Origin of the sequence: Amycolatopsis sp. A133 (assembly GCF_031082405.1) — a bacterium.
Lineage (GTDB): Bacteria > Actinomycetota > Actinomycetes > Mycobacteriales > Pseudonocardiaceae > Amycolatopsis.
In genome coordinates this window covers 266,821-279,492 of record NZ_JAVHJU010000003.1, presented here as the reverse complement: position 1 = coordinate 279,492, position 12,672 = coordinate 266,821, and the positions used below count along the sequence as shown (strand labels likewise).

11 protein-coding genes are annotated in these 12,672 nt (G+C 72.9%); 2 read left to right on the top strand and 9 right to left on the bottom strand.

The features are described from left to right. Window positions 1–3: 3 nt before the first annotated feature. From Q5425_RS04145 to Q5425_RS04125, 5 genes are all read right to left on the bottom strand, one after another. Window positions 4–2,553: a glutaminase domain-containing protein gene (locus Q5425_RS04145; protein WP_308670726.1), complete on the bottom strand. Its 2,550-nt coding sequence runs from the start codon at window positions 2,551–2,553 to the stop codon at window positions 4–6. A 570-nt stretch (window positions 2,554–3,123) separates the two neighbouring features. Further along, window positions 3,124–3,600, bottom strand: a complete 477-nt coding sequence (locus tag Q5425_RS04140; protein WP_308670725.1) for an MSMEG_6728 family protein — start codon at window positions 3,598–3,600, stop codon at window positions 3,124–3,126. 76 nt (window positions 3,601–3,676) lie between these two features. Further along, window positions 3,677–3,982, bottom strand: coding sequence for a DUF1883 domain-containing protein (locus Q5425_RS04135; protein WP_308670724.1), 306 nt, complete (start codon window positions 3,980–3,982; stop codon window positions 3,677–3,679). A gap of 102 nt (window positions 3,983–4,084) precedes the next feature. Next, on the bottom strand, window positions 4,085–5,329 hold the full coding sequence (locus Q5425_RS04130; RefSeq protein ID WP_308670723.1) for a hypothetical protein: 1,245 nt from the start codon (window positions 5,327–5,329) through the stop codon (window positions 4,085–4,087). 190 nt (window positions 5,330–5,519) lie between these two features. Beyond that, on the bottom strand, window positions 5,520–6,008 hold the full coding sequence (locus Q5425_RS04125) for a MarR family transcriptional regulator (protein ID WP_308670722.1): 489 nt from the start codon (window positions 6,006–6,008) through the stop codon (window positions 5,520–5,522). 28 nt (window positions 6,009–6,036) lie between these two features. Between Q5425_RS04125 and Q5425_RS04120 the strand changes: the two genes are divergently transcribed. Further along, on the top strand, window positions 6,037–7,482 hold the full coding sequence (locus Q5425_RS04120; protein WP_308670721.1) for a phenylacetate--CoA ligase family protein: 1,446 nt from the start codon (window positions 6,037–6,039) through the stop codon (window positions 7,480–7,482). Here Q5425_RS04120 and Q5425_RS04115 read toward each other — a convergent pair. Both Q5425_RS04115 and Q5425_RS04110 read right to left on the bottom strand, forming a co-directional pair. Beyond that, the gene (locus tag Q5425_RS04115; RefSeq protein WP_308670720.1) at window positions 7,479–10,049 is read right to left on the bottom strand and encodes a hypothetical protein; all 2,571 of its coding nucleotides are present in this window, start codon (window positions 10,047–10,049) and stop codon (window positions 7,479–7,481) included. The genes Q5425_RS04120 and Q5425_RS04115 overlap by 4 nt on opposite strands. A gap of 46 nt (window positions 10,050–10,095) precedes the next feature. Further along, window positions 10,096–10,221: a DUF4326 domain-containing protein gene (locus Q5425_RS04110; protein ID WP_308670719.1), complete on the bottom strand. Its 126-nt coding sequence runs from the start codon at window positions 10,219–10,221 to the stop codon at window positions 10,096–10,098. A 226-nt stretch (window positions 10,222–10,447) separates the two neighbouring features. Here Q5425_RS04110 and Q5425_RS04105 point away from each other — a divergent pair, with 226 nt between their 5' ends. Beyond that, on the top strand, window positions 10,448–10,840 hold the full coding sequence (locus Q5425_RS04105; protein ID WP_308670718.1) for an STAS domain-containing protein: 393 nt from the start codon (window positions 10,448–10,450) through the stop codon (window positions 10,838–10,840). A gap of 4 nt (window positions 10,841–10,844) precedes the next feature. On the opposite strand, the gene Q5425_RS04100 is transcribed toward Q5425_RS04105, so the two are convergent. Both Q5425_RS04100 and Q5425_RS04095 read right to left on the bottom strand, forming a co-directional pair. Further along, a complete protein-coding gene (locus tag Q5425_RS04100) occupies window positions 10,845–11,225 on the bottom strand; it encodes a response regulator transcription factor (protein ID WP_308670717.1) in 381 nt (126 codons plus the stop codon). After that, window positions 11,222–12,643: a PAS domain-containing sensor histidine kinase gene (locus tag Q5425_RS04095; protein WP_308670716.1), complete on the bottom strand. Its 1,422-nt coding sequence runs from the start codon at window positions 12,641–12,643 to the stop codon at window positions 11,222–11,224. The genes Q5425_RS04100 and Q5425_RS04095 overlap by 4 nt, the downstream gene beginning before the upstream one ends. Window positions 12,644–12,672: the final 29 nt, after the last annotated feature.

The following is a 12,672-nucleotide window of genomic DNA, read 5'->3' as shown; positions in this document are numbered from 1 at the left end:
GGGTCAGACGAACCGCCACAGGTGGTCCGGCGACCCGTTGTCGTCCCATTGGGTCACCTGGGCGCCGTCCGCCGTGGACTGCTGGTCGACCGCCAGCACCTTGCCGCTGCGGACGTTGACGAGCTTCGACCAGCCGCCGCCGGCGTCGGTGATCCGCCAGTTGTGGTCGGGCGTGCCGTTGTCGCGGTACTGCTGGACGTGGGCGCCGTTGTCGAGGCTCTGGTCGTGGACGGCGAGGACCTTGCCGCTGTTGCGGTTGACGATCCGGACGGTGCCGTCGCCGTTGTCCACCACGGCCCAGAGGTGGTCGGCGGTGCCGTTGTCCGACCACTGCGTCACCTCGGCCGTGTCGGCCAGCGACATCTCCGAGACGGCCAGGACCTTGCCCGAGCGCTGGTTCTGGAGTCGCCGCCACCCGGTCGTCGAAGCGGCCGGGCCGGTCAGCAGGGCCAGGTAGCCGCCGGCGACCGGACGGGCCTGGAAGCCGCGCTGGGTGGCGTCGGCGACGACGTACCAGTCGCTGAAGGGCACCCGCTGCGGCGTGGTGTTCGCGTAGCTGTAGACCCCCTCGACCAGGGTGGTGCGGACGTCCGGGTGGTCGGTCAGCCACGCCGCCGTCCACAGCTCCCAGTCGGCCTTGGTGTAGTTGTTGCGCGGGTCGAGCAGGACGCCGTGGGCGCCCGCGCGGGCCTGGTACCAGGCGGCCTCCTGCGCCGCGACGCCGAGCGGGACCAGGTCGAGGCCGAGCACGCGGTCGGCGAAGCCGTTGTACTTGAGGCTCCAGGTGCCCGGCTGGTCGTAGGCGAGCCGCAGGTGCTGGCCGTCCTCGGCGAGCGTCACCCACTGGCTGACGTAGCTGCGAGAGGTCGACCGGTACCGCTGGGCGTCGGCGGTGTTGCCGACGGCTGTCGCGATGACGCCCATCGCGCCGACCCCGATGATGCCCTTCAGCGCGAGGTTGGCGCTGTGCGCGATGAAGCCGGTGAAGTCGTCGGTCTGGTTCTGGAAGCCGGGGTCGAGGGTGTTCGCGACCAGGTACTCGGCCCACTGCCGCAGGATCCGGTAGTGGGTGCTCGCGAAGGCCACGGCGTCGGCCGACGGGAGCCGCTGCACCAGCGCGGCGGCCATGATCAGCATGTTGGCCGACTCCTCGACCGGCATGCTCTCCTCGTTGCCGTCGTTGTGCCCGGTCGCGTCCGGGTAGTGGGTGCCGAGGTCGTGTTCGGCGAACGGCATCGGCCAGCCGCCGCGCTCGGCGTAGTCGAGCAACGGCTCCAGCAGCAGCCGCAGGTAGGCGGGGGAAAGGTAGAGGTAGGCGGGGAACGCCGGGTAGGTGACGTCCACTGTGGACATGTTGCCGTTGGAGGAGATCTCCTTGAGGAACGCCCAGGGCGCGCCGCCCCGGTCGACCAGCTCGGTGCCGCCGAACGCCTGCCGCAGCGCGAGCGCGCAGATCCCGGCGTAGTGCTCACCGGTGGTACCGCCGCCCGCCGCGGCGACGGCGTCGTCGTGCAGGCGCCGGTCGATCGCGGTGGCGGCCGAGAGCGCGGCGGCGTAGTCGTTGCCGAACCACACGGCCATGTCCGGCCAGCTGCCCCAGTAATGCGTCCACCAGGGCCGCAGCTCGGCGCCGAGGTAGCGGACGGCGGGTGTGCGGACGTGCCCGATGGAGAGCGTGAACGGGGCCGACGAACCACCGGCCGGGACGGTGCCGAGGTTCTTGTTGAAGGCCAGGACCGGCCACCGGTCGTTGATGGCACGCGGCTGCGCCGGGTCGCTGGTGTTCGGCAGGCCGCCCTGGGCCGCCGACGCGGCGCGCACGACGGTGTCCTGCCCGATCTGCCAGGTGACCCCACTGGTCGGCGCGGCCAGGACCAGCGAGCCCCAGCTCGCCTGGTCGCCGTTCTCCTGCAGCACGCCCGGGCTCGCCGGGGTGCAGCTGAGCAGGGTGTAGCCGCCGGCTTGCTGCTGCGTCCAGGTGACGGCGGTGCCGGTGTTGCCGTGCACCCACTCGGCCGAGGTGTCGAAGTGCAGGTCGACGGCGTGCGCCCGGCCGTCGGCGCTGGCGGCCTGGATCGTGACGTACCCGAAGGGCACGCACTGGCGCTGCAGGTTCGCCGGGTCGACCGGGGAGAAGAAGGTGACGGTGAGGTTCACCCCGCCGCCGGTGAGGACGTAGCTCGAGCGCGTGCCGGTGACCTGCAGGCTGACCTGCGTCATCGGGGTCAGGGCGGGCCCGGCCGGGAGCGCGGGCGCCCCGGCGAAGACGTAGGCGGCGCTGTCGATGCGCGCCAGGCCGCAGAGCGCGGTGATGTGGCCGGTCCAGAAGCTCGACCAGGTGCCGGCGAGGTTGTCGCCGGGCTGCCAGGTGGACAGGTAGGGCGAGCGGACGACGAGCGGAGTGGCGGGCGGCCGGATCGGGCTGAAGCTCCCCGCGGCGGCGGCGGTGCCGGGCAGCCAGAGCGCAGCGGCCACGGCGGCGGCGGTACCCCCGGCGAGCCGGAGGAGATCGCGGCGGGTGAGGTGATCGCGTTCTCGTTCTCGGGAGGACATCGGTGGCCCCTTCCAACGGCGTACGAGCCGGGCGGCGAACAACGCAGGGACAGATTTACATCGTTGGTACAACGTTGTAAATCCGCCGAAGGTTGGGGTTGGGATGAGGGGGTGGACCAGTGGGGGCGCAGGTCCGGTGCGGTTTTGGGGTGGGTGGCGGGGTGGAGGCGGCGGGCGGTTCGGGCGGTGGAGGGCGGTTGGAGGTGTGGGCAGCGCGGGTTCAGGGGGCGCGGCCGGCGCAGGCGGGCGCGGCCGGCGCAGGCAGCCGGAGTGGTGCGCGCGGCTGGTTCAGGCCATCCAGCGCGACCGGCCCGTCGGCTGCGCCACCCCGGCGGCTCAGGCGGCGGCGCCGGCCGAAGCAGACAGCCGGAAGCGGTGCCGCGTGGCGCGGCCGGGTCACGGGCGCAGCGCTGCCGGCTCGAGCAGCGCGGCGGCAGTGGTGCCGTGCGGCGCAGCCGGTTCAGGCGGCGCAGCTCTGCCGGGTGCAGGCGGCCCCTGCACGGCGCGGCCGGCGCTGCAGCCCGGGGCCATCCGGCGCGACCGGCCCGTCGGCCGCGCCACCCCGGCGACTCAGGCGGCGCGGCTCGGCCGGTCCGAGGGCGGCCACACGTACGGCAGGTCCGGCGGCACACCCGGGAACAGCGCGGCGTAGTGCTCCGGGTCCTTCCGCACCAGCGCCGACCGGTGGCTGCGGTGGAGCGCTTCGTCGCCCAGCCAGGGCGGTACGTCGCCCGTGGCCGTCAGCTCGGCCTGCGTCCGGATCGGGGCGCTGCCCACCGACCGGGTGAACTCGTCGGCCAGTTTCACCGCGCACGTGTCCGCCGCGCCCAGCTCGCACCACACCGCGCAGACCTCGAAGCCGTAGCGCGTCAACGCTTCTTCGTAGCCCGTCCACATCTTCGCCGCCGGGTGGTGGCGCCAGCCGTAGCCGGGGATGACGAGCGCGCGCAGCACCTGGAGCGCCTCCACGCGCTGCTTGCCGAGGCGGCGGCGGTCGAGCGCGCGGGCGCTGGCGGTGAAGTCGGCACACGGCAGGAACGTCTGCATCCCGGGCGGGTACCCCGGCACCCGCCCGCCGATGCGGAACGATCCGTCCCCCCTTCGCGGCCCCCGCCGGGGACGGTCACCCCGGGCCGGTGCGTCCCCGGGCCGTGCCGGCTGCTTCCGGTTCGACGCTCACCCGCGGGCGCAGCGGCCGCGCTTCCAGGCCCTCGACGTCGATCACCAGGAACCAGTGGGAGTTGGCCGGGATGTGGATCTTGAACATCGGTGCGGTGGCCACCCCGCCGTGCATCCGGTAGTACTGCCGGCGCCGGTAGGCCTGGAAGTTGACGGCCGTCAGCAACCTGACGTTGGCCATCGCGTCCAGGCGGACGGTGACCACCGCGTCTCTTCGCACCTTCCCCAGGTCGAACACGCTCGCTTCCATTTCGTCCCTCTTCCACGCGTGGTTTTCGGATCGGATTCGGCCGTCGCGGGCAGCGCGGAACGCGCCGCGGAGCACACGACGGGGGCGGAAGACCGGGAGGGACTAGCCGGGGCCGGTGCCCGGTTCGCACGGCCGCCACAGCGGCACGAACTCCCCGTGCGTCCAGGGGGACGCCCGGAAGTCGTGCGGTGCGTGACCGGCGGTCAGGAAGGCGAACGGGATCGTCGAGCCGGTGCCGGAGGTGACATCGGACGACACAGGCGCGCCGGGGGGTGCGGGAGCCGGGGGGTGCGGGGGAACGTGCCGGCCGAGCTGCGCCCCGGCGTGGTGCGCCGCGAGCGACCGCCGGTGCGACCCGGTGGCGGCGGTCCCGCCACAGGCCGGACCGGACGCGGCAACCGGCCCGGCCGGCTCCACGGGAGTGACCGCCGCCGGTTCCGGGGTGGGAACGAACTGCCGGGACAACGACGGAATGCCGCTGCTCGCCCGGGCGGGCAAGGGCACGGGCCTGCCGAGAGAGCCAACCGGCCCGACGGCATCGGCGACGGGCGCGACGACGGGCCGCCCGACGCTGTCGACGACGGGGGTCAGCAGGTCGGTCAGGACGGGGGAAGTGACGCCGAGAACCGGCCCGAGGAGGCTCGCGGTCACCGGCTTGACGGCCCCGGTCAGCGGATCGACGAGGCGCGCGACCGGCCGCGCGACGGCCGAGACGAGGGGCTCGGCACCGTGGAGAAGCTGCGCCACGGGCCGCACGACCGCGGCGGCGGCCGTCTTGGTCACCGGAGAGAGCACGCGTTGGGCGGCACCCGACACCGGCCGGACGAGCGGGACGGCCGAACGCACCACCTGCGACACCGGCTCGACGACGGTGGCGGCACCCGCGGCCACGGGCGACACGGCAGCTTCAGCAGCCCGCGCCACCGGCGCGATCGAACGCACCACCGCCGCCTCGGCAGCATGCGACACCGGCTTGGTGATCGGCGCCGCCGCACGGACTGTCCGCGAGACCGGCGCTGCCACGACATCAGCCGCATCCGAAGCGGCATCAGGCCGCGAACTCGCCTTGGCTGCCCGTTGCCCGCCCGCAACAACCTCAGCCTTGCCGCTGAATGACCGACCCGCGTCCGCAACATCCCGCGCCACGGCCGCGTGCCCCACCTCCGCCGGCGGGCTCAACGCGCCCACCGCCACACCAACCGGATCCGGGAGCACCGGCGAGGTCGCCGCATCGGCGTCGCCGGAAGTCAGCCAAGACACCAGCCAGAAGCCCGCCACGGCCGCCGCCAGTACCAGTAGCCGCCGCGCCGCGACGGATGCGCCGCCCACGTTGCGAGCCCGGGTCACGTCGGCGAACCTCCACATTCAGAGCAGGCCTGGGTTTTACCCCTCAACGCGGCCGGTCACACCCCTGCTACGGGCCGTCCGGCGCTTCCACTCGTCCGGCCTAGTCCTTTGGTGTCAACGTGCCTGACTTGAGACTCCAGTCGGGTGAGACCGATGGGCCGGCCGCTCGCTTGCGGGCTCCTCCGCCGGATCAGGCTTCCTGAGCGCGTCGCTGACCGGAAAGGGTGCCGAGGGCCGTGACGCCGTGTTGCAGCCCTTCGCGGAACGTCGTGCGCTGGCCCGGGGTCAGGCCGGCCAGGAGCGCGTTCTCCACCTCCGCGACCGCGGGCGCGCAGCCGGCAAGCAGCGCGCGGCCGTCGTCGGTGAGGCCGGCCAGCAGGACGCGCTTGTTGCCCGCTTTCGGGGTTCGTGCGATCAACCCGCGCTTTTCCAGTGTCAGCACCATTTCGTGCATGGTCTGCGGCCGCAGGAACGAGCGGCGGGCCAGCTGCGCCGAGGACAGCGCACCGCTGGCTTCGAGCACGGTCAGCGCCGTGTACTGCAGCGTGGTGAGCCCGAGCGGCCGCAGGGCGTCGTCGAGCAGCGCCCTGATCACCAGTTCGAGCCGTTTGACCAGGTAGAGGGTCAACGGTGCGCCGGCGGGGTGCTCCTGGGCGGAGGTGCTCACGGCGCCCATCATGGCACGCGCCCGCCGCTATGCTCCGATCATGGACCTCGGGCGGCAGACCCGCGTGCGGCAGGCGTTCGACAGCTTCTTCGGGGCCCCGGAACCGCCGTCGGAAAATCACGTCCTCGAGCTCTTCCACCGCACCGCGGAGACCGTTCCCGCCTACCGGGAGTTCTTGCGGGAACACGGGATCGAGCCCGGGAGCGTCACGACGATGGCCGGCTTCCGGCAGCTGCCGCTGGTCGACAAGGCCGGCTACCACCGGAAGTACCCGCTGCCGCAGCTGTGCCGCGGTGGCACGTTCGGCGGGCTCGACATGATCGCCGTCTCCTCCGGTTCCAGCGGCCACCCGGCCGTCTGGCCCCGCGCCCTCGAAGACGAGCTGCACGTGGCCCGGCGGTTCGAGCAGGTGCTGGTGGACGCCTTCGCCGCCGACCGGCGCAGCACCCTCGCCGTCGTCTGCTTCCCGCTCGGCACCTGGGTCGGCGGCCTGTTCACCACGGCGTGCGTGCGCCACCTCGCCGCCAAGGGCTGCCCGATCACCACGGTGGCGCCGGGCAACAACAAGGCGGAGATCCTGCGGGTGCTGCCCGAGCTCGCACCGCACTTCGACCAGGTGGTGCTGCTGGGCTACCCGCCGTTCGTCAAGGACGTCGTCGACACCGGGCTCGCCGAGGGCATCGACTGGCCCGCGCACGCGATCAAGCTGGTGCTGGCGGGCGAAGTCTTCAGCGAGCAGTGGCGCGAACTGGTGGCCCGGCGAGCCGGGATCGCCGACCCGGTCCGCGACATCGCGTCGCTGTACGGCACGGCCGACGCGGGCGTGCTCGGCACCGAAACCCCGCTGTCGGCGGGCATCCGCCGGTTCCTGGCCGGCCGCCCGGAGCTCGCGCGGGAGGTCTTCGGCGACGCCCGGCTGCCGACGCTGGTGCAGTACGACCCGGCGAGCCGCTTCTTCGAGGTCCACGAGGGCACGCTCGTCTTCACCGCGGACGGCGGGATTCCGCTGATCCGCTACCACATCGCCGACGACGGCGGCCTCCTGCCGCACGCCGAGCTGCTCGCCTTCTGCGCCCGGCACGGCTTCACGCCGCCCCCGGGCCCGGAGCTGCCGTTCGTGTACGTGTTCGGCCGCTCGCTGTTCACGGTGTCGTTCTTCGGCGCGAACGTCTACCCGGAGAACGTGACCGTGGGCCTGGAACAGCCCGGCATCAGCGACACCGTCACCGGCAAGTTCGTCATCGAGTCGGTGGAGGACGCCGACCGCGACCGGCGGCTGCGGATCACGGTCGAGACGGCTCCGGGCGCGACCGCCGACGCGGCCGGGATCGCGGCGGCCGTGCGCGCGCAGCTGGTGCGGCTCAACAGCGAATTCGCGCACTACGTCCCGCCGGAGCGGCAGCTGCCGGAGGTCGTCCTGCGCCCGGCGGGTGACCCCGAGTACTTTCCCATCGGGGTCAAGCACCGCTACACGCGACCGGCCTAGGGCCGGGCCAGTTTGCGGAACCGTTCGCGGCGCTCGTCGGCGGACGAGCCGTCGGCGATGTCGTCGTCGAACCACGAACACAGGGCCGCCCACAGCTCGGCGCAGCCCGCGAAGTCCTCGATCACGGACTGCTCGGTCAGCTCGGCGATGTCGGCGACCAGGTGGTCCAGGCGGCGGTCGCAGAGCCGCACGTACTCGCGGACGACGATGTTCACGTCGAGGCCGGTCTTCGCGCCCGGACCCGCCGCGCCGCGCAGCTGGGCGTGCAAGCTCTCCTCGCAGTACAGCGGGAATCCGGAGATCGAACCCGGGTAGCCACACTCGGCCGACCAGTCGCGGAACGCGCAGATCGCCTGGTAGCGCGTGTACCAGTCCTGTTTGCCGGCCGCCAGCCGCGCCAGCTTGCGCCAGGCGTCGCGGTCGGCCGAGCGCCAGCGGTCAAGGGTGCGGCCGTCCGGGAGCGGGCCGGGGTCGTTGGCGTGGACGCGCCAGAAGTGCGCGCGGCAGCCGGCCATCTCGGCGACGAGCTGCCGGACGTAACCGACCTGTTCCCAGACGTGGGCGCGCTGCGGCCGCAGCGGTGCGGCGCGGTCCGGGGAGAACGTGACCATCTCGAAGACGCGGAACAGCTCGTGCCCGCGCAGGGCCGCGAGGTCGGGGTCCTCCCCCATCACCCAGGACCGGCGTTCCGGCAGCCGTCCGCTGTGGCTGATCGTCGCCGCGTGGTAGAGCTCGCGGACCGCGCGGCGCGCCACCTCGTCGCGGGCTTCGCCGACCAGACGCGGGTTGCGCGCGCGGTCACGCAGGTCGCGTTCGCCGCGCGGGCCGACTTCGAGCATCGCGACCGCGTACACGCTCGCCGCGTTGTAGCACTCCTCCCACGACCGGCGGGTCCCGGCGGCTTCGACGGTGGCGTCGAGCGCCTGCGGGGCCGGCGGCCAGCGGCGGTCCGGGCAGACGTCGGCCAGCCGGACGCGGCTGCCGGGGTAAGCGGGCTGGGGCTCGGGCACCGCGCCGGTCACCGGCTCGACGTCCGCCATCGCGCGCCGCAGCACCGTCCACACCAGGGACAGGTCGAGGGCGCGGTTGGTCAGCTGCTGCCAGCTGCGGCGCCAGCGACGGCGGAACCGGCGGTAGTCCTCGATGAGCCGTTCGATCTCGTACTGCGACAGCGCGGCGAAGTACGAGCGCATCTCCGCGGCGCGCTGGTTGTACTCCGCCCGCTGCGCCGGGGTCGCCTCGTGGACGAGCAGTTCCTCGACCGGCACCTTCAGCACGCGCCGGTGCAGCTCGAGCCGCTTCTCGCGCGGGATAGCGTACGGCCGCGTCCGGACGTCGAGGTCGACGTACCGGCGGAAACGCAGCTCGATCGCCGCCCGCAGTTCGGCGCGGCGCTGCGCCCGCGCGTCGCCGGGGACGCCCGCGGTGGTGCGCCGCACCCACCAGGACCCGGCCACCGAGTCGCCGTGGCCGAGGACGAGCGCGTGCCGGTAGCGGGCGATGAGCAGGGCGACCTCGCGGCCGCGGCCGGCGTGGCGGGGCTGGCCCGCGAAGTCGGGGCCGATCCACCAGCGAGCCAGCTCCGGGTGGCCCCGGCTGCACACGGTGATCACGTCGTCGTAGGTGGCGAGCGCGTCGAGGTGCAGGTCGAGCTGTTCCTGCAGGGCGGCGATCTCGAGCCTGATGTAGACGTTGGCCGGGTCGAGGCTGACCGCGCGGTAGTACTCGGCGAGCGCTTCGTCGTAACGGCGGTAGGCGATGAAGTGGTTGGCGCGCTGGTAGGCGTCGAAGAGCTCGTACGGGATCTTCGCGCCGCGCCAGGCGGCCCAGTGGATGTTCGTGCGGACGTACGCGCTGCGCGGGATGACCAGCGCGGCGACGGCGTTCGCGGCCCGGTGCAGCACGCGCGGCCAGTTCGCGTCCTCGATCACCAGGGGGCTCGCGGCGAAGCGCGGGACGCGGACGAGCTCCAGGATGAGCTGGTGGCGGCCGGGGGTGTTGCCGGGCCGCACGGTGCCGGTGACGGTGAACGCGGCGGGGGGCTGGGCGAGCCGGACGAGCTTGGTGACGGCCTTCCACCAGCCCTCCGCGGAATCGCCGGCGTGCTCGACGATCTGGAGGAAGTCGTAGGAGCTGCCGGCGCCCGGCACCGGCGTCGGGGTGTAGAGGCGGGAGTCGTTGAGGAACCGCTTGAAGGTGGCGGTCAGCTCGACGGCGGAGTCGATCTCGCGGTCGTGGCTGCCTTCGGGCCGTTCGTCGACGAACACCCGGATGTCGATCTGGTTGGCCCGGTAGGCGGCGGCTTCCAGCCGCGCCTTGCCGATGAAGTACAGCGTCAGGACCCCGGAGATGACCACGACGGACGTCTGGAGGACGGTCCAGGTGATCACGGTGGCGACCTTCGGGTCCCGCACGAACGTCCAGGTCTGAAAGAACGGCAGGTAGGGCACGACGGCGAAGCCGGCCGCGACCAGCCCGGCCGCGACCGCCGCCAGCCACCACCGGATCCGGTGAGCGGCGGGCAGTTCGGCCTGGTCGAACCCGCCGAGTCGCCGCGCGTGCACCATCGATCACCCCCTCGTGCCAGGTTACTCGCGGAGGGGGTGCGTTTCGTTACGGCCCGTTATCCGCGAGCTCGGCGATCACCTGCGCGTGACACGGTTCGGGGACGCACCAGCACCCGAGCCGGCGGCCGCGGAGCGCGGGCAGCAAGGCGAGCAGCACGACCGTGGTCGGCATGCCGCCCTCCTTCGCACGGTCTGCCCCCGCCACGCCGTCGCCGCCCGGTGGAATTCGGTCCCACCCGGTGGTTCACCTAGTGCAGATGCACTATGCTGAGGGCTCACGGTTGAGCCGTCAGCCGCTGCCGGACGTTCCGCGCCCGGGCCGGCAGGCTGCTCTTTGTGGCATCCCGTCCCGAAAACGTCCGGTCCGCCCCCGCTGCCCGACGAAAGGGTGTGCCGCGATGGTTCCCGAACCACGCCTGGCCGACCACCAGCTCACCGCCGCCGACTGGATGAACGCGGGCGGCCACATGTCGCTGCGCGTGCTCCGCCGCGGATCCGGCACCCTCCTCGTCGAGGTGGCCGGCGAGATCGACCTCAGCACCGCCCGTCGCCTGGACGAAGTCCTGCAGGACCGCATCGGCGGCGACGTCGGCGAAGTGGTCATCGACCTCGCCGGGGTCACGTTCTTCTCCGTCGCCGGGCTGAACTCGCTGCTGCGCGCCCAACTGCTCGCCGACACGGCCGGCGCCCGCCTCACGGTGGACGCCGGGGCGTCCCGCGCGGTGCGGCGGCTGTTCACGCTGCTCCCGACGGATTTCGACAGCGTCGCGAACATCCGGCCGGTCCCGTGACCGCTCACCCGGCCGCCTGACGGCCCAGCCGCCGGACGGCTTCGATGATCGCCGTGTTCGGCGTGCCCTTCACCAGGTACTCGGTGACGCCGGCCGCGGCGAGCCCGGCGATCGACGCCCGGTCGGCGTAGGCGGAGAAGGCCAGGATGGCGGTGTCCGGACTGAGCCGGGCGATCTCGCGCGCCGCCCTGGCCCCGCCGCCGCCCGGCATCCGGACGTCGAGGACGGCGACCGCGGGCCGGTGCCGCTCGGCGAGCCGGATCGCCTCGTCGGCGTCCCCGGCCACCGCGACCACGGCGATGTCCGGCTCGGAGTCCAGCACCTCACGCAGGACGTCGCGGATCATCACGTCGTCGTCGGAGATCAGCACCCGCAGCGCGCTCACGGTTCCAGCCCCGGCACGTCGGGCAGCATCGGCAGCCAGAACTCGACGACCGTGCCCTCGCCGGGCGTGCTCCGCACCGAGAGCCAGCCGTGCGCCGCTTCGGCGCGTTCACGCATTTCCACCAGCCCGAAGTGGCCCGAGCCGGCATCGCCGCCTGCCGTGCCGACGCCGTCGTCGGTGATCCGCACCAGGGTTCCGTTGTCCACTGTGGCCAAGGTGACGGCGACCCGGGTGGCCCGCGCGTGCTTGTGGACGTTGCTGAGCGCCTCCTGGCAGATGCGGTACACGGTGATCGCCGCTTCGGGGGACGGCTCGGCGGTGAGCTCGTCGCCGACCGTGTGCTGCAGCCCCCACCGGCCCGCGACGTCGTCGACGTAGGCCGACACCGCCTCGACCAGCCCGTGCCGGTCGAGCTCCGGCGGCCGCAGCCGGGACACCAGGCCGCGCAGCCGGGCGATCGCGGCCGCCACCGACTCGTCGAGACCGCTGACGGCGCCGGCGTGCGGTTCCGGCAGCCGGGACGCGAGCAGCTGCAGCCGCATGCCGACGGCCACCATGGACTGGATCGACTCGTCGTGGACGTCCCAGGCGATCCGGCGCCGCTCCACCTCCTGCGCTTCCACCAGGTGCCCGACCAGCCGGCGGCGTTCGCGCAGGGCCTGCTCGGCGTTGCGGCGTTCGGTCATGTCGCGCGTGACCTTCCCGAAGCCCTGCAACCGTCCCTCCCCGTCGAACAACGCCGTGATCACCACGTTGGCCCAGAACCGGGAGCCGTCCTTGCGCACCCGCCAGCCCTCGTCCTCCAGCCGGCCCTGCTCGACGGCGACCTCGAGTTCCCAGGCCGGTTTCCCGGCCGCCACGTCCTCCGCCGGGTAGAACACCGAGAAGTGCTGCCCGATGATCTCCCCCGCCGCATATCCCTTGATCCGTTCCGCACCGGTGTTCCAGCTCGAGATGTGCCCCTCGGTGTCCAGCATGAAGATGCCGTAGTCCTGGACGCTCTGGACGAGCAGGCGGAACCGTTCTTCGCTTTCCCGCAGCGCCAGCTCGGCCGCCCGGCGTTCGGTCATGTCGCGGGTGACGTTCCCGAAACCCCGCAGCCGCCCCTGCTCGTCGTACAACGCCGTGATCACGACGTCCGCCCAGAACCGGGTGCCGTCCGCGTGCACCCGCCACCCCTCGTCGTCCAGCCGTCCCTGTTCGACCGCGATCTCCAGCGTCCGCCCCGGCTTTCCCGCCGCCACGTCGTCGTCCGGGTAGAACACCGAAAAGTGCTGCCCGACGATGTCGTCCGCGGCGTACCCGCTGATCCGCTCCGCCCCCGCGTTCCACGTCGACACCCGGCCCCCGGTGTCCAGCATGAAGATCCCGTAGTCCAGCATTCCCTGCACCAGCAGGCGGAACCGGTCGTCGTCCATGCGGCAACTCTGCCGGATCCCCGCCCGCA

What these genes read in the sequence shown, in the direction of transcription:
- Q5425_RS04145 (WP_308670726.1), bottom strand. Translation starts at nt 2,553, where the DNA reads ATGTCCTCCCGAGAACGAGAACGCGATCACCTCACCCGCCGCGATCTC.
- Q5425_RS04140 (WP_308670725.1), bottom strand. Translation starts at nt 3,600, where the DNA reads ATGCAGACGTTCCTGCCGTGTGCCGACTTCACCGCCAGCGCCCGCGCG.
- Q5425_RS04135 (WP_308670724.1), bottom strand. Translation starts at nt 3,982, where the DNA reads ATGGAAGCGAGCGTGTTCGACCTGGGGAAGGTGCGAAGAGACGCGGTG.
- Q5425_RS04125 (WP_308670722.1), bottom strand. Translation starts at nt 6,008, where the DNA reads ATGATGGGCGCCGTGAGCACCTCCGCCCAGGAGCACCCCGCCGGCGCA.
- Q5425_RS04120 (WP_308670721.1), top strand. Translation starts at nt 6,037, where the DNA reads ATGGACCTCGGGCGGCAGACCCGCGTGCGGCAGGCGTTCGACAGCTTC.
- Q5425_RS04115 (WP_308670720.1), bottom strand. Translation starts at nt 10,049, where the DNA reads ATGGTGCACGCGCGGCGACTCGGCGGGTTCGACCAGGCCGAACTGCCC.
- Q5425_RS04110 (WP_308670719.1), bottom strand. Translation starts at nt 10,221, where the DNA reads ATGCCGACCACGGTCGTGCTGCTCGCCTTGCTGCCCGCGCTCCGCGGC.
- Q5425_RS04105 (WP_308670718.1), top strand. Translation starts at nt 10,448, where the DNA reads ATGGTTCCCGAACCACGCCTGGCCGACCACCAGCTCACCGCCGCCGAC.
- Q5425_RS04095 (WP_308670716.1), bottom strand. Translation starts at nt 12,643, where the DNA reads ATGGACGACGACCGGTTCCGCCTGCTGGTGCAGGGAATGCTGGACTAC.